Origin of the sequence: Enterococcus sp. BWR-S5 (assembly GCF_016745255.1) — a bacterium.
Taxonomy (GTDB): domain Bacteria; phylum Bacillota; class Bacilli; order Lactobacillales; family Enterococcaceae; genus Enterococcus_L.
This window is the reverse complement of record NZ_JADOEQ010000002.1, coordinates 418246-441639: the sequence shown is the minus strand read 5'-3', so window position 1 is coordinate 441639 and position 23394 is coordinate 418246. Positions and strand designations below refer to the sequence as shown.

Here is a 23394-nt window from a genome sequence, read left to right as displayed (position 1 = left end):
CAGAATGCATGTCAATAAAGGTGTTTTTAGAAATAGTGGAAATACGGACGAAGCTGGCCAGTCTGTTTCCCTTTTTGGTGGGTGTGTTGTTTTCAATCGCCTATTTTAATCAGGTCTCATGGGCACATACAGTCCTGTTTTTTGTAGGGATGGTGGTCTTTGATATGGCGACAACAGCAATTAATAACTATATGGATTTTCATAAGGCAAAATCTGAAGCTTATAAATATCAGGAGAATATTATTGGCGTTTCCGGTGTGTCACCAGTCTTGGTAAGAAACATGATTTTTGTCATGATTGGCTTTACAGCGGTCATTGGCGTGATTTTGACGATTCAAACGGGTTGGCTGCTGCTGCTCATGGGCGGACTTTGTTGTTTGATTGGGATTTTCTACACATTTGGACCGATTCCGCTTTCTAGGATGCCGCTGGGGGAAGTGTTCAGCGGTGTAACAATGGGACTGGGGATTTTTGCAATGACAGTCTATCTGAATGTAGGAGAAAATCCGCCTTTCTATTTGGACCTTTCTTTTATAAAAGGAACGTTTGCTTTAACAGGAAATATCTGGCAAACGCTGGCGGTTGTTTGGGCGGCCCTGCCACTTGTGCTGACAATAGCGAACATCATGCTGGCGAATAACCTGCGAGATTTGGATACGGACATAGAGAACCATCGGTATACGCTTGTCTATTATATTGGACGGAAAAAAGGTGTGTTGTTGTTTCAGCTGATGCAGTTGTTTTGCTATGGGATTATTCTATTTGGGATGGTTTTTGGCGTGTATGACTGGCCAATTTTATTGGTGCTTTTCTCTTTTCCAAAGATTCGTAAGAATTTGCAGCAGTTTAAAAAGGAGCTTCCGCAGCCAAAAAGCTTCCGTTTTTCCATCAGTAACTTGATTCTGTTTAATGGCAGCTATGTTATTGGTTTGTTGGGTATGATTATTTTGAAGAAGTTCTCATAGCTGGAAAAGTTCTGGGAGTAAAATAAGTAAATACGAATCCTCTGACTGCAAGCTGGCAGCCGGAGGATTCTTTGTTTGAAGGGGAGTAGCTGGCTTTTTTTGTTTCTTTCTTGGGGTGTGAATTATCTGACTTAGATTGCTAGTGGCAAGGATTTTTGATATAGTATTTCTGGTAGTTAAAAACGAAAAAGAAAGAGGAGAACGAAAAAAATGAGAAAATTAGGGTTATCATTTATTTCATTATCAGCAGTATTTTTGCTTGCAGCGTGTAATACTTCAGGTGATGCAGGCAAAACAGAAAAAGAAAACGGCGGGAAGTCGGATGTTGCTTCTATCACAATTGAGGAAGGGGAATACATTATTCCTCAAGCCAGTGAAGCAGAAGCTGCAGAAGGGGACGGATTCCTGGCATTGAAAGTTAAAATCAAAAATGAATCAGACAAAAGTATTGATTTGGCTTCAGACGATTTTATGCTTTATGATGAGGAAGACAACAAGATTTCTTTAGAAGATTTCTATATGAGTGATACAGGAATCAAAACACTTTCTTACGAAAAAATTTCAGCTGGTAAAAGCAAAACCGGCTACATTATTTTTGAAGTGGGCAAAGATGAAGCGTATCAACTACATTATGAACCAATGATTTACGAACTGGATAAAGAGCTTGATCCTGTCATTTTAGATGTAAATACAGGTGATTATGAGGATAATAGTGAGGATGCAGTAGATGCAGCCACAGCCTTCATTGATGAAGTATTCCTTGCAACAACAAATGAAGACTATAATACATTAGTTAGCAACGATCGTGATGCTCAGATCAGCACATTTGATTCAAACTTTGCTAAAGGCATCAAAAATGCTTTCTACTACTACAAAGTAACCGATGAGGAAGCTAGTTCACTTGGGAAAGCATTTAAGCAGGCAAACGGAGAGGTAGCGGAGATTACTTACGAAATCATGTCCTATTTCCCAGACTCAGCTGAGCTTGCCATTAAGGCAAATGTTTTATCCTTTGATGAAATGGAAGATGAAATTGAACGTATCCAAGAGGATTACGTAGATACGAACACAGAGCAAGATTATGATGCACGTTGGGAAGGCGCAGACAAAGCTGTAGTGGCGAAGCTTCCTGAATTGTTCAAAACGGCGTTCCCGGTTGAAGCAGAAAGTTATAGCGATGCATTCAAACTGGTATTAAAGAAAAAAGACGATAAATGGGAAATTCAAACAAAGAGCTCTTACTCAAGTAACTATGATTACTTGGAAGAAGCGTTCCGAGGCGGTCTTTATAAAAACTAATCGCCGAAACTATTGAAAAAGTCCCCTGAAAGCTATTGATAAAATGGCTTTCAGGGGATTTTTTCTATTTCTGTAAAGTCAGTTGATGGTGCTTAGACTGATTTCGCCGGAGGACAGGATTTTCTGGGTATCGTCCTTCAAACGGACGATTAGCTCGCCTTGATTATTGATTGTTTCGGCAGTACCTTGGAAGAGCGTACCTGCTTGAGTAAAGGTGACATCTTTTCCAAGAACAAAGGATTTTTTACGATAGTAGTCAAGAAATTCTGTGTTGTCTTGACTTAAAATGGCATAGAAGCGATTCCATATCGCAGCAATCAGCTCATTTCTAGTCAATGTTGGCTGGCAGTCGCTGAACAAGGAGGTTGCTTTCTCCTGTATTTCTTCCGGAAATTCTTCTTGCCTGATGGAAAAATTGATACCCATGCCAATGACAATATTTGTGATTTGTCCGGATTCGACATCGCTCATGGCTTCCGAAAGAATGCCGCAGATTTTCTTTCCGTCTTTATAAATATCATTGACCCATTTGATTTCCAAAGGAATATCAGCTGCTGCTTCGATGGCTTCCACAATGGCAACAGCCATAATAATCGTATACTGTGCCATCTCCTCAAAGCTTTGGTTTGGCCGTAAAAGAATACTCATATAGATACCGCCGCCTTCACTGGCAAAGAAAGGTCGGCCGAATCGGCCCTTCGGCGCTTCCTGCATGTCTGCAACTACTAAGGTATTGGCAGCTTCGCCGTTAAGAGCCGCCAGCTTGGCATCCTTCATCGTGGAGGAAGAGGATTGCAGCAGTTTGATTGCCAGCTCCGGCGTTTTATCTGCGAGGTGAAGCCGAATCCCTTCAACAGATAAGATATCCGAGGATTGGTATTGATAGCCTTTGCGCGTACTGTTAATGAGGTGACCTTCTTTTTTTAGTTCGTTGATAGCTTTCCAGATAGCTGTTCGGGATACCTCCAGCTGTTGAGCCATCTCTTCTCCGGAGATGAATTCCGGTGCTTTTTCCATCAATAAAGAGAGGATACTGCTTTTAATTGTCATTATGTCACGTCCTTTGTTGTTCATCGGTTGTCGGATTAGAAGAAGGCACTGTTTTTTGGCAGGGCGGTTCATCCGTTATAAAAAATCACTGAAAAAAAGTAAAAATTCATTCCTTAGATGTATGTGTAATTCATTTGATTTTGATATAATTTTATCAACAACAACAGAAAAGAGGAAGAACAAAATGGAGAAAAAACAATATGTTTGTGATAAATGCGGGAATAACCACTATGTATCGGATCAATTTCAGGCGACTGGTGGGAACTTTGCTAAAATCTTTGATGTACAAAACAAAAAATTTATTACCGTTAGCTGTACTCAATGTGGATTTACAGAACTTTACAGAGGACAAACGTCAGATGGCTGGAATGTTCTGGACTTCTTAATTGGTGGATAATGAGTGAAAAAAGTACGGACAAGCGTTCCATTTGGAACAGCTGTCCGTACTTTTTTATTTTCGAAAAATCAGACAAGCAGCAGCTGGTCGTCCTTTAATTCTGTTCCGCTGTTTTTGTGGAACATTTCCATCAGTTCGTTAACGGTCAGGTGCTTCTTATCCTCTGCATTGACATCAACAACAATATTTCCTTGATGCAGCATGATTAGACGGTTACCGTAGCGGATGGCATCTTCCATGTTGTGAGTAACCATGAAGGCAGTCAATTGCTGTTCCTCGATTAATTTATCGGTCAACTCCATAACGGTTGCCGAGGTTTTTGGGTCAAGAGCCGCTGTGTGTTCGTCCAAAAGGATTAGCTCCGGCTGAATCAATGTGGCCATCAATAAAGTGATTGCTTGCCGTTGTCCTCCGGAAAGCAATCCGATTTCAGCAGTCAAACGATTTTCCAGATTCAGATTCAATTTTGCCAAATGTTCTTTGAAAAATTCCCTATCACTTTTGCGAACACCGCTGCCCAAGCCGCGCGTCTTCCCGCGTTTCATTGCTAAAGCCATGTTTTCTTCTACCGTTAATCGGACAGCAGTTCCCATCTTGGGGTCCTGAAAGACACGACTGATTTGCTTAGAGCGAGTCATAACCTTTTGTTTCGTGATGTCCTTCTTATTTAAGGTCAGTTTTCCTTCTTCAATTGGCAAAGTTCCGGCGATACTGTTCAGAAGGGTGGATTTCCCCGCTCCGTTTCCGCCGATAATTGTGATGAACTCGCCTTTGTTGATTGTCAGGTTGATGCCCTTCAATACATGATTTTCATTGACAGTTCCTCGTTCGAAGTATTGATGCAGGTTTTCGATAGTCAGTACGGCTTCCATTAGCGAGTGCCTCCTTTTTTAGGCAATTTCATTTTTTTCTGAATAAGTGGTGAAGAAAGGCAGACAACCAGAATCAATGCGGAAAACAGCTTAAGGTCTGTCGGGTCTACATTGAATTCCAGAACTAAAGCCAGAATGAAACGATACAAAATCGCACCAACGACAATCGTAATCATGCGAGAAAGCAACGGTCTGTTTCTAAGCAGTACTTCCGCAATAATAATAGAAGCCAGCCCGATAACAATTGTCCCGATTCCTGAATTCAAATCGGCGAAGTTGTTGTTTTGAATCAGCAATGCACCTGCTAAAGCGATACAGCCGTTAGAAAGCATATAACCAATCATTTTCATGCTGTCTGTATTGATACCGTTCGCCTGACTCATTTCGATATTATCTCCGGTTGCACGAGTAGCCAATCCGATTTCTGTTTTAAAGAATAGTGTTAATAATCCGATAACGATAGCGACAACAATTAAACCAACAAAAATAACGCTGGTTACTTTATCGATTCCCAGCTTTTGTGCTTGAGAAAAAATCGTCTCAGCGCCTAGCAGAGAAATGTTTGGTGCCCCCATAATTCGTGAGTTGATACTATATAGACCGGTCATTGTAATGATTCCAGCCAATAAAGCCGGAATTTTCAATTTGGTGTGTAAAATTCCTGAAACCAAACCAGCAGCTGCGCCTGCGATGAAAGCAAGAATAAGAGCAAAGATAGGCAGGACTAATGGATGGCTGGTAAGAATCGGTTGTAAAGCCGACGGCCAAGTATCAGGTTCCTTCACTAGGATGACTGCCGCAACGGCTCCCCCTAGAGGAAAGCTTCCCTCTGTTGTTAAATCAGCAATATCCAGAATACGGTAAGTCAGAAAAACACCAATAGCCAGTAACGACCATAAGAGTCCTTGTGAGGTAGAAGAAAGTAAAATGTCTATCAAAAAAATCAGCTTCTTTCCAATAAGTTTATGTATAGCAATCGTAATAAAAGGGAGCAGAAAATCAGTAAGCGGATCAGCTATCTGTTCCCATGTTTATCCTATCACTTAGTTATAACTTGGAGCAAGAGCGGAGGAGCTATCTGCTTCATTCTCGTAACCGCTCTTAGCTGCCAAGCTCAGTAATTATTTAGGTGCTTGAATGCTGTCAGGGTCAATGCCTAAAGCAGCAGCCATGTCTTCATTGACGTATAGCTCAAGCTCGTCCGCACTTTCAACCGGCATTGTCGCTGGTTCTGCATCGCCTTTTAGGATTTTCGCCGCCATCACACCTGTTTGTTTTCCTAAAGAGTGGTAGTCAATACCGATTGTAGCCAAGCCGCCTTCTTTTACTTGGTCAATAGAGGCTGGAACAATTGGAATTTTCTGTTCTTTGGCCACATCACCAATCACTGCAGAAGCAGAAGCGAATGTGTTGTCTGTCGGGATGTAGATACCGTCAACGTCTTTCGCTAAGCTGGTTGTGATTTGCTGTACATCGTTTGTTGAGTTAGCGGTCAATACTTTGACACCAACTCCGGCCTTTTTCAATGCTTCTTCTGCTAAGTCCGCTTGAATCTTAGAGTTAGCTTCCCCGGCGTTATACATAATACCGATTGTTTTTGCATCAGGAACGATGCTCAATAATAGTTCAATCTGTTTTTCAATAGAAACCATATCGGTTGTTCCAGTGACATTGCCGCCAGGCTCTTCATCTGATTTGACTAGCTTCGCACCAACTAGGTCGGTTACGGCTGTTACAACCATTGGGATTTCTGTTGTTTCATTCAGTAAGGACTGTGCAGCTGGTGTGCCGATTCCAAGCAGCAGCTCCGGTTTTTCTTTCACCAGCTTTTCACTCATCGTTTTTAACTGAGATTGATCGTTTTGGGCGTTGCTGTATTCGAAGGTCACATTTTCGCCTTCTTTATAGCCGTTTTCTGCAAGACCTTCCTTGAAGCCTTCATAAGCAGCATCTAAAGAACCGTGCTCAACAGGTTGCAATACCCCAATCGTGATGCTGTCATCGCTGCTGCCGCTGTCCTTTTTGTCATTGCCGCAGGCGCCAAGAACGAGTGCCGCTGTTGCCAATAGGCCTAATCCAATTATTCTCTTTTTCATCTTTTATTCCTCCATTTTCTATTATAAGTCGTCATTGAAACAAAAAATCCATTTAGACAATATGCCTAAATGGATGATAAGAACAGATGAAATGCATCTCTTATATTCATAGCCACTTAGAAATATCGTCTACGCGGCTGTTTGTTCAAAACAAAGTGCTCTAGCCATCATAGATACAAAAACGAGTTTGTCGTTTGTACCCATGAAGTATGAATACAAACCTATCTAAAATAGCTAAAGTAGTAACTATTCAATTGTGCGTGATCTGATAAGTGTCTCATAAGGATTCTCCTCCGCAAGATTGAATTGTTCTCAGTATATACAGACGAGGAAAAAATGTCAACTGATTTTTAGAATTTTCTGACGAATTAAAGAACGGTTGTTTTTTGATGGGAGAATGAAGGGAGTAGGATTAGTTAGAGTGTGCACTTAGTAATCCTACAAAATCAGTAGGAATAATGAGTGAAAAATCGTCTTTTTTGCAAAGGGGAACCTGATTATCATGCAACAAGAAACCCCTTGACTTTTACTATAGAAAGAAGTAAACTATATAGATGCAAAAACTATCTAAAAAATGACGAAGCAGGAGCGAAATATTGTCCGTTCCGGTTTTAAATAAGGAAACAAAAGTAGAAACACTTGATTTTTTTAATCATGAGGCCGTTCTATTTTTGGTTTTTTTTTGCCTAAAAACCGCAAAAAATGCTTTTTGTTACGTTGATTTAATATTCGTAACTTAAATGTAATTATTTTGGGTAGAGTTTTGACAGACTTATATCTAGAGGGGTGAAGAGCTTGGCTGGACACGTAGTAAAATACGGAAAGCATCGCGAACGTAGAAGTTTCGCGCGTATCAGTGAAGTGTTGGAATTACCAAATTTAATCGAGATCCAAACAGACTCTTATCAGTGGTTTTTAGATGAAGGGTTACGCGAAATGTTTGAGGATATTCTGCCAATTGAAGATTTTCAAGGAAACCTGTCCCTGGAATTTGTAGATTATGAATTGAAAGAACCTAAGTATACTGTTGAGGAAGCACGTGCGCATGATGCGAACTATTCGGCTCCTTTGCATGTGACATTACGTCTGACAAACCGTGAAACCGGCGAAATCAAATCTCAGGAAGTATTCTTTGGAGACTTCCCGCTAATGACTGAAATGGGAACGTTTATTATCAATGGTGCGGAGCGTGTTATCGTTTCCCAGTTGGTTCGTTCTCCAGGTGTTTACTTCCACGGAAAAGTGGATAAAAACGGAAAAGAAGGCTTCGGCTCAACAGTTATTCCAAACCGTGGTGCATGGTTGGAAATGGAAACAGATGCAAAAGACATCTCTTATGTTCGTATTGACCGTACACGTAAGATTCCATTGACTGTTTTAGTGCGTGCTTTAGGTTTTGGTTCTGACGATACGATTTTCGAAATCTTTGGCGAAAGCGAAGGACTTAGAAATACAATCGAGAAGGATTTACACAAAAATGCAAGTGATTCTCGTACAGAGGAAGGCTTGAAAGACATTTACGAGCGACTCCGACCAGGCGAACCGAAAACAGCTGACAGCTCACGTAACTTACTGACAGCTCGCTTCTTCGATCCAAAACGTTATGACTTAGCAAACGTTGGTCGTTACAAAGTAAATAAAAAATTAGATTTGAAAACTCGTCTGTTGAATCTGACATTGGCTGAAACGCTGATTGATGCGGAAACAGGAGAAATCTTGGTTGAAAAAGGCACTGTCCTGACGCACCAAGTAATGGAAACATTAGGTGCGCATATCGATAATGGTTTAAACAGTGTGACTTACTATCCTAGTGAAGATGGTGTTGTAACAGAGCCGATGACCGTTCAAGTAATCAAGGTGGAATCACCAAAAGATCCTGAACGTATCATCAGCGTAATCGGTAATGGTTATCCTGATTCAAGTGTGAAAACAGTTCGTCCGGCAGATATTATTGCTTCAATGAGCTATTTCTTCAATTTGATGGAAGATATCGGCAATGTGGATGATATTGACCACTTGGGTAACCGTCGTATCCGTTCTGTTGGTGAGCTTTTACAGAACCAATTCCGTATTGGATTGGCTCGTATGGAGCGTGTGGTTCGTGAAAGAATGTCGATTCAAGACACTGAAACATTGACACCGCAACAATTAATCAACATCCGTCCGGTTGTAGCAAGTATTAAAGAATTCTTTGGTTCTTCTCAGTTGTCACAGTTCATGGACCAAACCAACCCATTGGGTGAGTTGACGCACAAACGCCGTCTATCTGCCTTGGGACCTGGTGGTTTGACTCGTGACCGTGCCGGCTATGAAGTTCGAGACGTTCACTATTCCCACTATGGTCGTATGTGTCCGATCGAAACGCCTGAAGGTCCGAATATCGGGCTGATCAACAGCTTGTCAAGCTATGCAAAAGTAAATAAATTTGGGTTTATCGAAACACCGTATCGTCGTGTGGATCGTGCAACTGGTCAAGTAACCAGCGAAGTTGACTACCTAACAGCCGACACAGAGGATCACTACATCGTAGCTCAGGCTAACTCTAAGCTGAATGAAGATGGAACATTCGCTGAAGATGTTGTTATGGCACGTCTGCAAAGTGAAAACTTGGAAATTGCCATCGATCAAGTCGATTACATGGACGTATCGCCAAAACAGGTAGTTGCTGTAGCGACAGCATGTATCCCGTTCTTGGAAAACGATGACTCCAACCGTGCCTTGATGGGTGCGAACATGCAGCGTCAGGCCGTTCCTTTGATTCAACCTCGTTCGCCATTTGTCGGAACAGGGATGGAATACAAAGCAGCGCATGACTCAGGTGCTGCTTTGTTATGTAAACACGATGGTGTTGTAGAATTTGTTGATGCTTCTGAAGTCCGTGTCCGTCGTGACAATGGTGCTTTGGATAAATATATGGTAACAAAATTCCGTCGTTCGAATTCAGGAACAAGTTATAACCAACGTCCAATCGTAACACTTGGTGAAAAAGTGGAGCGTGGGGACATTCTGGCTGACGGACCATCTATGGAAGAAGGAGAAATGGCTTTAGGACAAAACGTTCTGGTCGGCTTCATGACATGGGAAGGGTATAACTACGAGGATGCGATCATCATGAGTCGCCGTTTGGTGAAGGATGATGTGTATACATCTATTCATATTGAAGAATACGAATCAGAAGCTCGTGATACTAAATTAGGACCTGAAGAAATCACTCGTGAAATTCCAAACGTCGGTGAAGATGCACTGAAGGATTTGGATGAAATGGGTATTATCCGTATCGGTGCCGAAGTAAAAGATGGCGATTTATTAGTAGGTAAAGTAACTCCTAAGGGTGTAACTGAATTATCTGCGGAAGAACGCCTATTGCATGCAATCTTTGGTGAAAAAGCGCGTGAAGTTCGTGATACGTCTCTGCGTGTGCCTCACGGCGGCGGTGGTATCGTTCATGACGTGAAAATCTTTACTCGTGAAGGCGGCGATGAGCTGTCTCCAGGTGTAAATATGCTTGTTCGTGTATATATCGTTCAAAAACGTAAAATCCACGAAGGAGATAAAATGGCCGGACGTCACGGAAACAAAGGGGTTGTTTCCAGAATCATGCCGGAGGAAGATATGCCGTTCTTACCAGACGGAACACCAATCGATATCATGCTGAACCCATTAGGGGTACCATCACGGATGAATATCGGACAGGTGTTGGAGCTGCACTTAGGTATGGCTGCTCGTCAGTTGGGCATTCATGTTGCGACTCCTGTATTTGATGGCGCCAACGATGATGATGTATGGGAAACAGTTCGTGAAGCCGGCATGGCCAGCGATGCGAAGACTGTCCTTTATGATGGTCGTACAGGTGAACCATTCGATAACCGTATTTCTGTCGGTGTGATGTATATGATTAAATTGGCCCACATGGTCGATGATAAATTGCATGCTCGTTCAATCGGACCATACTCATTGGTTACACAACAGCCATTGGGTGGTAAAGCACAGTTCGGTGGACAGCGTTTTGGTGAGATGGAAGTTTGGGCACTGGAAGCTTACGGTGCTGCTTATACACTTCAAGAAATTCTGACATACAAATCAGATGACGTTGTTGGACGTGTGAAAACATACGAAGCGATCGTTAAGGGTGAACCAATTCCAAAACCAGGCGTACCGGAATCATTCCGCGTATTGGTGAAAGAGTTGCAGTCACTTGGTCTGGATATGCGTGTCCTTGATATTGAAGAACAAGAAATTGAATTGCGTGATATGGACGATGACGACGATGATTTGATCACTGTCGATGCATTGACGAAGTTTGCTGAACAGCAATCCGCAAAACAATTGGAAAAAGAAGCGGCAGCAGCGAAAGAAGCAGCTGAAGCTGATGTTGTTCAAAGTATAGAAACTGCCGAAGATCGTCAAGATTAATGAGGTCATGTCTGGAAAATTCAATTTTCCAGACATAGCCCAGGTATTGAATTACTGATGAGTTAGGCGACTTGTTCAGCTTTTCATTGTCTAGCTTTACAAGTCAACTCTATCGACGATAAGTCAAACGACTCTCATGATAAAGAACATCATGCGTTTCGTTCGAGCTTATCGCTCAAGAGTTAAGCGACTCGTTCAGCTTTTCGCTGTCTAGCTTCGCAAGTCAACTCAATCGACGATAAGTCAAACAAACCTCATGATAAAGAGCATCATGTGTTTCGTTTGAGCTTATTGCTCCTGAGTAAGACGACTTGTTCAGCTTTTCTTATTAAGAAATGGAGGGAACCCCTTTTGATCGATGTAAATAAATTCGAGAGTATGCAGATCGGTTTGGCTTCACCTGAGAAGATCAGAAGCTGGTCGTATGGGGAAGTAAAGAAACCAGAAACGATTAACTATCGTACTCTTAAGCCTGAACGTGAAGGCTTATTCTGTGAACGTATTTTCGGTCCTACCAAAGATTGGGAATGTGCTTGTGGGAAATATAAACGTATTCGTTACAAAGGTATCGTCTGTGACCGATGTGGTGTAGAAGTGACTCGTTCTAAAGTTCGTCGTGAACGTATGGGTCATATTGAATTGGCTGCGCCAGTATCACACATTTGGTATTTCAAAGGTATTCCTTCTCGTATGGGTCTTGTCTTAGACATGAGTCCTCGTGCGTTGGAAGAAATCATTTATTTTGCTTCTTATGTTGTGATTGATGCCGGTGATACTGGACTGGAGAAAAAACAACTGCTGACAGAGCGTGAGTATCGTGAAAAACGTGACCAATATGGTCAAGGATTCTCAGCAGCAATGGGTGCAGAAGCAATCAAACAATTGTTGGATGCTGTTGATCCTGACAGTGAAGTAGCCAGCTTAAAAGAAGAGCTGAAAACAGCTCAAGGACAAAAGAGAACACGTGCAATCCGTCGTCTGGATATTTTGGAAGCTTTCCGTTCATCTGGAAACCTGCCAAGCTGGATGGTTATGGACGTTATTCCAGTTATTCCTCCGGATCTTCGTCCGATGGTTCAATTGGAAGGCGGACGTTTTGCGACAAGTGATTTGAACGACTTATATCGTCGTGTAATCAACCGTAACAACCGTCTGAAACGTCTATTAGATTTGAATGCACCAAGTATCATTGTGCAAAATGAAAAACGTATGCTTCAAGAAGCTGTCGATGCTTTAATCGATAATGGTCGTCGCGGTCGTCCGGTAACAGGTCCTGGTAACCGTCCATTGAAATCTCTTTCTCATATGCTGAAAGGGAAACAAGGTCGTTTCCGTCAGAACTTGCTGGGTAAACGTGTTGACTACTCTGGTCGTTCAGTTATCGTTGTTGGACCTAACTTGAAGATGTTTCAGTGTGGTCTGCCAAAAGAAATGGCAATCGAACTGTTTAAACCATTCGTTATGCGTGTCTTGGTTCAACGCGAAATCGCAACGAACATCAAAAACGCAAAACGTAAAATCGAGCGCGGAGAAGATGAAGTATGGGATATTCTTGAAGAAGTGATTCAAGAACACCCAGTTCTACTGAACCGGGCACCTACGCTGCATAGATTGGGTATTCAGGCATTCGAACCGGTATTGGTTGAAGGTCGTGCAATCCGTCTGCATCCATTGGTATGTGAAGCTTACAATGCCGATTTCGATGGAGACCAAATGGCCGTCCATGTACCGTTGAATGAAGAAGCACAGGCAGAAGCACGTATGCTGATGCTGGCTGCTCAGAATATCTTGAATCCGAAAGATGGTAAACCGGTTGTAACACCATCTCAGGATATGGTCTTGGGTAACTACTACCTGACAATGGAAGAAGACGATCGCGAAGGCGAAGGTATGGTCTTCCGTGACATGAACGAAGCGGTATTGGCTTGGCGTAATGGCTATGTCCATTTACACTCACGTATCGGTGTTCAAACAACCTTATTGGGAGACAAACCATTTACAGATTGGCAGAAAGAACGTCTGTTGATTACAACTGTCGGTAAGATTATCTTTAATGAAATCATGCCTGTGGAGTTCCCTTACCTGAATGAACCAACAGATTACAACTTAACGGTTCAAACACCTGATAAATACTTTGTTGAAGCTGGAACAGATATTCCAACATACATCAAAGAGCAGGAACTGGTTTTACCGTTCAAGAAGAAAAATCTTGGAAATATCATTGCAGAAGTCTTCAAGAGATTCCATATCACTGAAACTTCTAAAATGCTTGACCGTATGAAAGACCTTGGATACAAGCATTCTACTCATGCCGGTATCACTGTAGGTATCGCTGACATCATGGTTCTTCATGAAAAACAAGAAATCATCGATGCAGCTCATAAACAAGTAGAAACAATCACGAAGCAGTTCCGTCGTGGTTTGATTACAGATGATGAGCGTTATGAACGTGTTATCGGCGTTTGGAACGGTGCAAAAGACGAAATCCAGTTGAAACTGATTGAAAGTATGGATGCAAAAAATCCAATCTTCATGATGTCAGATTCCGGAGCCCGTGGTAATATCTCCAACTTTACTCAGCTTGCTGGGATGCGTGGATTGATGGCAGCGCCAAACGGACGTATCATGGAATTACCAATCATCTCCAACTTCCGTGAAGGACTATCTGTCTTGGAAATGTTTATCTCTACCCATGGTGCTCGTAAAGGAATGACCGATACAGCCTTGAAGACAGCCGATTCAGGTTACCTGACTCGTCGTCTGGTTGATGTGGCACAGGACGTTATCATCCGTGAAGACGACTGTGGAACAGATCGTGGTCTGGAAATTGCAGCAATCAAAGAGGGTAATGAAATCATTGAATCACTGGAAGAACGTTTGCTTGGACGTTACACACGTAAAGCAATCAGCCATCCTGAAACCGGTGAAATTATCATTGGTGCAGATGATTTGATTACAGAAGATATTGCGAAGGAAATTATCGATGCTGGTGTTGAAACAGTAACGATTCGTTCCGTATTTACATGTAACACAAAACACGGTGTATGTAAGCATTGTTACGGACGTAACCTTGCTACCGGTTCAGATGTTGAAGTCGGAGAAGCAGTTGGTACAATTGCCGCTCAGTCTATCGGGGAACCTGGTACACAGTTGACAATGCGTACGTTCCATACCGGCGGGGTTGCCGGAGACGATATCACGCAAGGTCTGCCCCGTGTTCAGGAAATCTTTGAAGCGCGTAATCCGAAAGGGCAAGCAGTCATCACAGAAGTTACCGGTGAAGTTATCGATATTTCTGAAGATCCTGCAACACGCCAAAAAGAAGTAACTATCAAAGGGAAAACAGATACACGTACGTATACTGTTCCATATACTGCCCGTATGAAAGTGGCAGAAGGCGATACAATCCACCGTGGTATGCCGTTAACAGAAGGTTCAATCGATCCGAAGCAATTGCTGCAGGTTCGTGATGTTCTTTCAGTTGAAAACTACCTGCTGCGTGAAGTGCAACGTGTTTACCGTATGCAAGGGGTGGAAATCGGCGATAAGCATATCGAAGTAATGGTTCGCCAAATGCTTCGTAAAGTCCGCGTCATGGATCCAGGTGATACAGATATTCTGCCTGGTACATTGTTGGATATTGCTGAATTTAAAGACCGCAACTACGATACATTGGTTGCCGGCGGTGTTCCTGCAACAAGCCGTCCAGTATTACTTGGTATCACGAAAGCCTCTCTGGAAACAAACAGCTTCTTATCTGCTGCGTCCTTCCAGGAAACAACTCGTGTGCTGACAGATGCTGCGATTCGCGGTAAGAAAGATCCTCTACTTGGTTTGAAAGAAAATGTTATCATCGGTAAGATCATCCCTGCTGGTACAGGTATGGCTCGCTACCGTAACATGGAACCAAAAGAGGTCAAAGTTGCCAGCGAGAATGTGTACAGTATCTCTGATATTGAAGCACAAATGGCTGCAGAAGACGCTTTAAATGAGTTGAATAAATAAGGTTGTGACAAAAGCGTTCAGCTCTGAGAAATAAGAAGAATAAACCCAAAATAGCTTTCTATATTTTGAGATTATTCAGCTTATTTCCGAGGAAGCTGCTTTTAAAACACCGTCTAATAAGGTTGTGACACTGCAATCTTGATAATGAAAAACCGTTCAACCAACTTTTATGAGTTGGTTGAACGGTTTTTTTATAAACTTATAGAATCCAGATAGTTACTTCATAATCTTCTTCAAGGCAAATGACAAAGCAAACCAAAGTATCGCACTGAGAACGATTGTAATCATCCAACCAGAGGCATTTTTTTCTAAAGGCAGAGGCATATTCATTCCGAAAAAACCGGTGATGATGGTTGGTACCGTCAGTAACACCGAAAGAACGGTCAAAACACGCATCCCCTCGTTCAAGTTATTATTCAAGATGTTGGTATATGTGCCAGACAGCTGCTGCAGAATTTGTGAAGAAAGCTGAGTCATTTCAACTAGCTGCTTGGCTTCAATTACGACATCTTCCAGTTCTTCCTTTTCAACCTCAGAAAGACCTTTATAGAGCTGATGCGTTTTAACCTGTTCCAGTAAAACGACATTCTGCTTGGAAGCAGAGACGAAATAAACGATGCCTGTTTCTAAATCGGATAACAGCAGTAAATTTTGCTTGCTGGTCTTTTCCTTCAGCTTGTCATTTACCTTCTTGCGTCCATTATTCATTTCTTCGATGTATGGGAAAAAGAAATCTGTCACTAGAAACAGACTGCTAAACAGGAATTTAAAAATGGTAATATCCGGGTTAGCGTCTAAGTAGCGCTCCATCGCCGCAATAACGTACTTATTTTTCTTGTTGGCAATGGTGATAAAGCGATTGTCCTTAATAATGAAGGTCATCGGGATTGTCTCGTAATGATTGTCAATTTTTTGCCGATTTGGTACGTTGAAGATAAGAACAAAGGTGTTGGTCTTTGCTTCATAGTCTAAATGAGCACGTTCGTTCTTGTCCAGTGAATATTCAACGATTTCGTCGTCAATTCCATATTCCGCATAAATGTTTTTCAATATCTCTTTATCCTCAGTATTTATATTGATCCAGCTGGATTGTTTGTTATTAAATGGTATTTTTGTAATCATATTCGTTCCTCCTGATACAATGTAAAAGCCCTCAATAGTGTACCAGTCTTTAGAGGGAAAGCATAGAATAAAAAATAATCAAATGTAAATTTACTTGTATCAATGGTTGTTTCCCCCTAAAATAATAGCTGAAGGTCGTCGTTGGCTTGGAGATGTTTGATAGAAATTAGAGCACTTGAGTCGGCGAGATAGAGCATGTAATTGATGTATCGATGGGTTGAAGCTATCTATAAATATAGAAATCAGAAAGTGGGGAGTGGTCATGCGTATTTTAATAGCGCCAGATTCATTTAAGGAAAGTCTTTCTGCCTTGGAGGCCGCGCAGTGTATCAAAAACGGCTTTGAAAAAATTTTTCCAGAGGCAGTCTATGAGCTGTTGCCGATTGGGGATGGTGGTGAAGGGACCGTCGCAGCGTTGTCTGCCAATATGAGGTTGACCTATGCCGACAAAGAGGTTACCGGTCCTTTTGGAGAAAGAAAGCAAATTGCCTATACCACGGATGGACATACAGCCTTGGTTGAGATGGCTGCTTTGGTTGGTTTGGAAGACATCCCCAGAGAGAAGCGGGACCCGCTGCGTTTATCAACAAAAGGATTAGGTGAGTTGATTTGTTTATTAGCAGAGGAAGGGGTCAAGCAGCTTTTTATTGGTGTTGGTGGTAGCGGAACGAATGATGGTGGCATTGGTATGGCGGAAGGCTTGGGTTATATATTCTTTGATGCGGCAGGCAATCGGCTTGAAGCAGTAGGTGAGAATCTTGGCAAGGTTGCTTCTTTTCAAAAACCGTCCTGTTTAGAGCAACTGAAACAAATGGACATTACTGTGATTACCGATGTAACGAACCCTCTTTGCGGTGAAAACGGTGCAGTGTATGTCTTTGGCCCTCAGAAAGGACTGGAAGAAGCCGAGTTGGCGGCTGCCGATGAAGACTTGCGAAATTTTTATTCATTAATAGCACCGAAAATTATTGATAAACCAGGCAGCGGTGCCGGAGGAGGAATGGGTGCCGGGTTAGCGACTTTCGCTCAGGGAGCTATCGTATCAGGAATTGATTATGTCTTGGATTTGTTGGATTTTGATAAGCGAGTGAGGAAAGCAAATCTTGTGATTGTCGGTGAAGGACGTATGGATGGGCAGAGTATGGAAGGCAAAGCACCGGTTGGGATTGCCCGCAGAGTACCAACGGAGATACCAGTAGTGGCTATTTGCGGCAGTACGGGAGCGGGGAGTGAGCAGGCTGTTGAGCATGGAATTGATGCTGTTTTTTCAACCGTTCACGAGGTCGCTGATTTACAGAAGGTATTGGCAGAAGCGGCTGTTAATCTTGAGCGAACAGCTGAAAATGTTGCTGCGCTCATTAAAGTGTCAGGTAAACTGTCTGATTGATGAACAATGGAGAAAGGAGGGATCATTTGAAGAAAGAGCAGATACAGTGGCGCACGTATCAAGCAAGGGTGCTTGCGAATGTGGAAGATTACTTAGACGATCAGAGTATCCATCTGATTGCGCCGCCTGGTTCAGGGAAAACATTGCTTGGTGTAGGGATTATTCATCGCCTGCAAAAAAAGACGCTGGTCTTGGTCCCTTCCTTGATTTTAAAAGAACAGTGGCTGGCAGCTTTGCGACGATATGATGATTTGTTGACGGTGTCTGATGAGCTGCTTAGACCAACGGATATAACGGTTACGACGTATCAGGAGCTGTATAGCAAGAAAAAGGAAGAGCCAATGTATTTTGAAGAGCAGGGGATTCAGTTTTTAGTGTTGGATGAAGCGCATCACTTGAAAAGCAGCTGGTCTGACGTGTTGCTTCAGCTAAAAATGCATACCCCTCAGCTGCAAACCTTATCATTGACTGCAACGCCGCCCTTTGATGCCAATAGGAAAGAGTGGCAGCGTTATTTGGCACTGAATGGGGAAATTGACGAGGAAATTTCTGTGTCGGAGCTGATTAAAGAACAGGTTCTTGCTCCTTATCAGGACTATGTTTATCTTGTGTCGGCAACAGCTGAAAGCAATCAGAAGTTTGAACAGTTTTTACTGGAACAGAATCACATTGTTCAGGTGCTCTGTAGTGATTCGGAGGTTACCGAATATCTGCTGCAGCAAGCCTTTTTACAAACACCTTTAGAAGAAACTGCATTTATTTATAAGAACTTTGATTACTATTTGAGCTGTCTGTTCTATTTGAATGAGCAGGGATACACGTTGAAAGAAGAGCATTGGACCGTGCTTGGTTTAGATAAACGAACAGCGATTCCTGAACAAACAAAACAATCATTGAGGGATTTATATAGTTATCTGTTTAAGGTGCAGCCGGATTTAGAAATTTTCAATTATTTGAAAAAGAAAAAATGGCTGTATGAGGATGTGCTGCATTTATTTCCGGAGTATACTCTGAACAATGAGTACAAGCAGAATATTCCACAGTTAAAAGAAGCCATCAGCCATATCGTGGTGAAGGAAGAAAGCTATTTAGGGCGAGCGTTTTCCTGTGTCATTTTTATGGACCGCATCAAAAAAGAGGTGTTGCAGGGGGAAGAGCAGGAATGGGCTTATGGTGTCGTACCGATATTTCTTGACTTGAAGGAGTTGCTTCAACCACAGACAGAGCTGGCGGCAATTTGCGGAGAATTTCTGTTAATCAGTTATCATATTGGGACAGATCACTATTCGGCGTATCGCTCCTCTTTTCAAAATCATCCACTGTACGAGGGATACTACTATCTGCCATTAACAGAAAGAAACAAAGCGAAGGTTCTGGCACAGACGACGGAGCTGTTGGATCAAAAAGTGATTCAGGTTTTAGTTGGGACAATCAGTTTACTTGGAGAAGGCTGGAACTGTCCGGCTGTCAACACGGTGATTTTAGGTAATCGTTCCTCTTCTTACGTACAGACGCAGCAAATTCGTGGGCGCGGCTTGAGAAAAACTTCTGAGGATAAGCTGACCAATATTTGGCATCTGGGGCTGGTGTTTCCTAATATTCCGCTGGCTGAACAGCCGGATTTATCTCCTATTACCAGACGTTTGTCCTATATTGAGGGAATAAATAATATAGAAGAATTACCTCTAATCACAACTGGCAGCGAACGATTTGATTTGCCGCAAGCAGCAACACTGGAACAGATTGACACCTACACACATCAGCAATTGTTCATAGCAAAAGAAAGAAAGCAGCATCTGGAAACGTGGCAAACAGCCTTGCTTCAGGGAACGCGTTTGTCAATGCCACTTTTCCTTAAGGAAACAACTGAAGCAACAGAGCCAATCAACTCTTTCTTGTCGTTGAATGAGCAACCAAAAAAAGGTTTTTGGGCTTCTTTGACGTCAGGAGAATTGGCCAGTTATTTTAGTGAGAGAAGACGAGAAAAAAACTGGCGAAAAAAATGTCAGCAAAAAGGACAGCTGCTGGAGGCACTCAGCCATTTACTGACGGAGGATCAATTGATTAAGGTGGAGGATCAGTTGGATGTGACGGTGACATCAAACAGCTTCCGGTGTGAATTAAAAACAGCCAGCTATCACAATGAGCGGTTATTTATTGAAGCGGCAAAAGAGCTGCTTGGCGAAATTGAAGAGCCGAGATATCTGTTGCTTGTGGGGCAGAACCGTTACGCAATACCAGAACGTTATGGCAAGAAAAAGCAGGAAGCGGAGCGTTTTTTGAAAGAAGTTCAAAAGCGGCTTCCCACAGCGGCAATTGCCTATACTAAAAACCCTAAAGGACGTAAACTGCTGATTGAAGGTCGGCTGCAGACTTTGACCAATGAGAAAAAAGAGACTGTTATTCAGCGGAAAATATGGCATTAACAGATAGAGTATAATAAAGAAAAAAGGCAAATAGCCTCCGATTTATCAAGCATCGGAGGCTATTTGTCTTTTGTTATTCGCTGCCTAATATCTGGTTAATTTCCTGACTGAAGAGGTCGGCTTTTCCACCGAAAACCGCTTGAATGCCGCCGTCAATTTCCAACACGGCAACAGCACCCAGACGTTTGATCTGTTCCTTGTTGACAGTTGTGCTGTCTTTAACTGCCACTCTTAAACGGGTAGCACAGGCTGTAACGGAATCGATATTCTTTTCACCGCCAAGGGCTTCGATGATAATAAGTGAATCATCATATAGTGCATTCGAGCCTTTTGATGCAGGAGTAGTGGCCGCTTCGATTTCTTCATTGCTCTCCATTCCGGGAATCGCTACCTTAAATTTCTTAATAAAGAACGTGAAGACAAAATAGTAGACTGCAGCCCAAGCAAGACCTAAAGGAATGACATATAGCCAATGCGTACGGTCTTGTCCTTGGAAAACACCAAACAGTAAGAAGTCGATTAATCCACCGGAGAAGGAATTACCGATGCGAATATTTAATAAATCTGCTGCCAGGAAGGAACAGCCGTCCAAAAAGGCATGGATGACATACAGCCATGGTGCACCAAATAAAAACATATACTCAATCGGCTCAGTGATTCCTGTTAGAAAGGATGTTAATGCACCACTGGCATAGAGGCCACCTGTGTTTTTACGGTTTTCTTTCGGGATTGCCCGATACATTGCAAAACAGGCTGCCGGAAGACCGAACATCATCGTCGCAAAACGTCCGGCAAAAAAGCGTGTACCATACGTAAACAAACCGGTATGGTTCGGATCTGCCAATTGAGCGAAGAAAATGTTCTGTGCGCCGACAATCTGCTCACCGGCAACAGTTTCTACGCCACCTAAAGAGGTATACCAGAACATTGGATAGATTGTATGGTGCAGACCAACTGCTCCTGTTAGACGGAGTAGGAAGCCGTATAGGAAAGTGCCCAGACTGCCCATTCCGGCAACCGCTTCTCCGGCACTAGTCATTACTTGCTGGATGGGTGGCCAAATTAGAAAGAAAATGACACCGATTACAATTGCGGCTAAAGAAGAGATAATTGGAATGAAACGGGAGCCGCCAAAGAAGCCTAAAAATCTAGGCAGTTCGATTTTTCGATAGCGGTTGTGAAGAAAGGCAACAGTTCCGCCGATGGCAATTGAGCCCACGACACCGGTATCAATCGTGTTATCAGGAGAAAACAATTGCAGTAAACCACTGATTGTTGCCGTGTATACAAGAAAGGATACCCCACCGGCCAGACCAGCAGTTCCTTTATCGCCATTTGCCAGACCAACAGCTAAACCGATAGCAAAAATAAGTGCTAAGTTACTAAATACAGCATTTCCTGCGTTACTCATGATGGTTAATATCGTTTGCAGCCACTGCTGATCCAGCCAAGGATATGCCTGAATAGCGCTGGCATTAGATAAGGCACCGCCTATCCCCAATAACAGACCGGCAGCAGGTAAAATGGCAATAGGCAGCATAAACGCTCTTCCTAACTGTGAAAACTTCTTAAACATAAAAATCCTCCTCTGATATTTTTATAGCTGTTCAGCTAATTGCTTCAATAAAGCGTGCAGCAATTTCTTTCGGACGGGTAATGGCGCCACCGACAACGATACCGGCAACACCCATTTGTTGGATAGCCGCTGCTTGTTCGGGGGTATGGATTTTCCCTTCTGCGATGACATCGACACCTGCAGCAACTAACTGCTGAATCAAGGTAACATCGGGTCCATTCGTACATGTACTTTCTTTGGTATAACCTGCCAATGTTGTTCCCACAATATCTGCTCCTGCCTCCCAAGCATGGATGCCTTCTTCTACAGTGGCAATATCGGCCATTAAAAGGATGTTCGGATACTTCTGTTTGATTTCCTGTAAATTTTGGGCAACAGTCTTTCCGTCAAATCGCTCTCTTGAGGTACAATCTAATGCAATCACAGGGACACCTGTTTCTGCCAGCTCATCCACTTCTCTCATGGTGGCTGTGATAAAAGGTTCTTGAGGTGGGTATTCTCGTTTGATGATTCCGATGATTGGCAAGGAGCTTACTTCTTTGATTTCTTTGATATCACGCACAGAGTTGGCTCGGATACCTACTGCACCGGCTTCTTCGGCTGCTTTAGCCATAAGAGGCATGATTCCACCCTGTTCAGAATATAACGGTTCTCCCGGCAGTGCTTGGCAGGAAACGATAATGCCGTTTTTTATTGCGGCTAAAAATTCGTTCTTTTTCATTTTCTCCTCCACAAATTTATTTTCGGAGAAAAACTCCGAATTTGATTATAATATACTACACTCCTCCATAAAAGTAAATATGGAGGAGTGTGAAAATTTGACAAAAATTGTAAATCAATAGAAAATAGAGAAAACATGAAAAAGCGGAGTGTACCTATGAGCTATTTAGAAAATATACATGCCAATTACAGCTATCTGACAAAGTCCGAAAAAAAAGTAGCTGATTATATTGTTTCTTCCGGAGAGAAGGTCTTGCATCAAACATTGGTGGACATAAAAAAGGCAACAATGGTCGGTGATGCGACGATTGTCCGATTTTGTCAAAAGCTTGGTTATAATGGTTTTTCAGATTTGAAAATTGATATTGCCAAAGAAGGTTTTCCTTCTTCCCATTCGAACCATTCGGATTCGGCTGAAGCATCGTTCGTTAACATAGTGGAGAACCGCTTAATCAAGGCGATTCAAGAAACCAGTGTATTGGCTGACGAAGAGAAGCTGAAAACGGCGGCTGACTATATTCACAAGGCTAAAAATATTTATATCTTTGGAGTAGGTTCCAGCGGGATAACTGCCAGAGATATGGAGTCTCGTTTTTTACGAGGCGGAGTTGAAGCAAAAGCAATTACCGACTCTCATTATCAGGCGATGAGTGCGTCACTGTTTTCAAAAGAGGATGTTGTGATTGCCTTAAGTCTTACCGGAAAAACCAAGGATATCTATGATGCGCTATCTATTGCAAAAGAAAATCAGGCCACAATTATCGCTATCTCGAATTATGTATTGTCTCCAATCGCTCAAATCAGTGATGTTGTATTGCAGACGGCAATTGAGGAATATTTATTGAATGGCGGATCACTGACTGGAAAAGTCTCTCAGGTATTTGCTATCGATTTGCTGATTACCTACTATGAGAAAGCATACGGTATCAATGAATTACAAATGCGTGAAAAAGTAGCACGTTCCATTATCAATAAGCAGCTGAACTGACAGCTGGTAGGAGAGAGAGCCTTGCTTCTTTTTGAAGGAGGGCTCTCTTTTTTGAATGCACCTAACTGTTTTTCTTTT

At 42.5% G+C, this 23394-nt stretch carries 15 protein-coding genes; 8 read left to right on the top strand and 7 right to left on the bottom strand.

What is annotated here, in order from left to right; all coding sequences use genetic code 11:
* Nucleotides 1–8 precede the first annotated feature (8 nt).
* Together menA and IW510_RS04645 are read left to right on the top strand one after the other, a co-directional pair.
* Nucleotides 9–965, top strand: coding sequence for a 1,4-dihydroxy-2-naphthoate polyprenyltransferase (gene menA / locus IW510_RS04650; RefSeq protein WP_202057351.1), 957 nt, complete (start codon nucleotides 9–11; stop codon nucleotides 963–965).
* A 210-nt stretch (nucleotides 966–1175) separates the two neighbouring features.
* Nucleotides 1176–2264, top strand: a complete 1089-nt coding sequence (locus IW510_RS04645) for a DUF5105 domain-containing protein (protein ID WP_202057350.1) — start codon at nucleotides 1176–1178, stop codon at nucleotides 2262–2264.
* A gap of 78 nt (nucleotides 2265–2342) precedes the next feature.
* On the opposite strand, the gene IW510_RS04640 is transcribed toward IW510_RS04645, so the two are convergent.
* The gene (locus IW510_RS04640) at nucleotides 2343–3314 is read right to left on the bottom strand and encodes a biotin--[acetyl-CoA-carboxylase] ligase (RefSeq protein WP_202057348.1); all 972 of its coding nucleotides are present in this window, start codon (nucleotides 3312–3314) and stop codon (nucleotides 2343–2345) included.
* Between the two features lie 184 nt (nucleotides 3315–3498).
* On the opposite strand from IW510_RS04640, the gene IW510_RS04635 reads away from it, so the two are divergent.
* Nucleotides 3499–3711, top strand: coding sequence for a zinc ribbon domain-containing protein (locus tag IW510_RS04635; protein ID WP_202057347.1), 213 nt, complete (start codon nucleotides 3499–3501; stop codon nucleotides 3709–3711).
* Nucleotides 3712–3779: 68 nt separating this feature from the next.
* Here the strand turns inward: IW510_RS04635 and IW510_RS04630 are convergent, their stop codons facing one another.
* The 3 genes from IW510_RS04630 to IW510_RS04620 all read right to left on the bottom strand — a co-directional run bounded on the left by IW510_RS04630 (nucleotide 3780) and on the right by IW510_RS04620 (nucleotide 6679).
* Nucleotides 3780–4583, bottom strand: a complete 804-nt coding sequence (locus IW510_RS04630; protein WP_202057346.1) for an ABC transporter ATP-binding protein — start codon at nucleotides 4581–4583, stop codon at nucleotides 3780–3782.
* Entirely contained in the window at nucleotides 4583–5530 is a 948-nt protein-coding gene (locus tag IW510_RS04625; RefSeq protein ID WP_202057420.1) for an ABC transporter permease, read from the bottom strand. The genes IW510_RS04630 and IW510_RS04625 overlap by 1 nt, the downstream gene beginning before the upstream one ends.
* Nucleotides 5531–5704: 174 nt before the next feature.
* Nucleotides 5705–6679 carry an ABC transporter substrate-binding protein gene (locus IW510_RS04620; protein ID WP_202057345.1) on the bottom strand — a complete coding sequence of 325 codons (975 nt, stop codon included), beginning with the start codon at nucleotides 6677–6679 and terminating at the stop codon, nucleotides 5705–5707.
* A 795-nt stretch (nucleotides 6680–7474) separates the two neighbouring features.
* Between IW510_RS04620 and rpoB the strand changes: the two genes are divergently transcribed.
* Together rpoB and rpoC are read left to right on the top strand one after the other, a co-directional pair.
* Nucleotides 7475–11092, top strand: a complete 3618-nt coding sequence (gene rpoB / locus IW510_RS04615) for a DNA-directed RNA polymerase subunit beta (protein ID WP_202057344.1) — start codon at nucleotides 7475–7477, stop codon at nucleotides 11090–11092.
* Nucleotides 11093–11443: 351 nt separating this feature from the next.
* A complete protein-coding gene (gene rpoC, locus IW510_RS04610) occupies nucleotides 11444–15097 on the top strand; it encodes a DNA-directed RNA polymerase subunit beta' (RefSeq protein WP_269092003.1) in 3654 nt (1217 codons plus the stop codon).
* Between the two features lie 216 nt (nucleotides 15098–15313).
* Here rpoC and IW510_RS04605 read toward each other — a convergent pair whose 3' ends face one another.
* Nucleotides 15314–16219, bottom strand: coding sequence for a magnesium transporter CorA family protein (locus IW510_RS04605; RefSeq protein WP_202057343.1), 906 nt, complete (start codon nucleotides 16217–16219; stop codon nucleotides 15314–15316).
* 262 nt (nucleotides 16220–16481) lie between these two features.
* Here IW510_RS04605 and IW510_RS04600 point away from each other — a divergent pair, with 262 nt between their 5' ends.
* The gene (locus IW510_RS04600; protein WP_202057342.1) at nucleotides 16482–17606 is read left to right on the top strand and encodes a glycerate kinase; all 1125 of its coding nucleotides are present in this window, start codon (nucleotides 16482–16484) and stop codon (nucleotides 17604–17606) included.
* 26 nt (nucleotides 17607–17632) lie between these two features.
* Complete coding sequence (locus IW510_RS04595) at nucleotides 17633–20032, top strand: DEAD/DEAH box helicase family protein (RefSeq protein WP_236674595.1); 2400 nt, start codon at nucleotides 17633–17635, stop codon at nucleotides 20030–20032.
* A 73-nt stretch (nucleotides 20033–20105) separates the two neighbouring features.
* On the opposite strand, the gene IW510_RS04590 is transcribed toward IW510_RS04595, so the two are convergent.
* Nucleotides 20106–21608, bottom strand: coding sequence for a PTS transporter subunit EIIC (locus tag IW510_RS04590; RefSeq protein WP_202057341.1), 1503 nt, complete (start codon nucleotides 21606–21608; stop codon nucleotides 20106–20108).
* Between the two features lie 31 nt (nucleotides 21609–21639).
* A complete protein-coding gene (locus tag IW510_RS04585; RefSeq protein ID WP_202057340.1) occupies nucleotides 21640–22329 on the bottom strand; it encodes an N-acetylmannosamine-6-phosphate 2-epimerase in 690 nt (229 codons plus the stop codon).
* Nucleotides 22330–22485: 156 nt separating this feature from the next.
* Between IW510_RS04585 and IW510_RS04580 the strand changes: the two genes are divergently transcribed.
* Nucleotides 22486–23316 carry a MurR/RpiR family transcriptional regulator gene (locus IW510_RS04580; RefSeq protein ID WP_202057339.1) on the top strand — a complete coding sequence of 277 codons (831 nt, stop codon included), beginning with the start codon at nucleotides 22486–22488 and terminating at the stop codon, nucleotides 23314–23316.
* The last annotated feature ends 78 nt before the right edge of the window (nucleotides 23317–23394 follow it).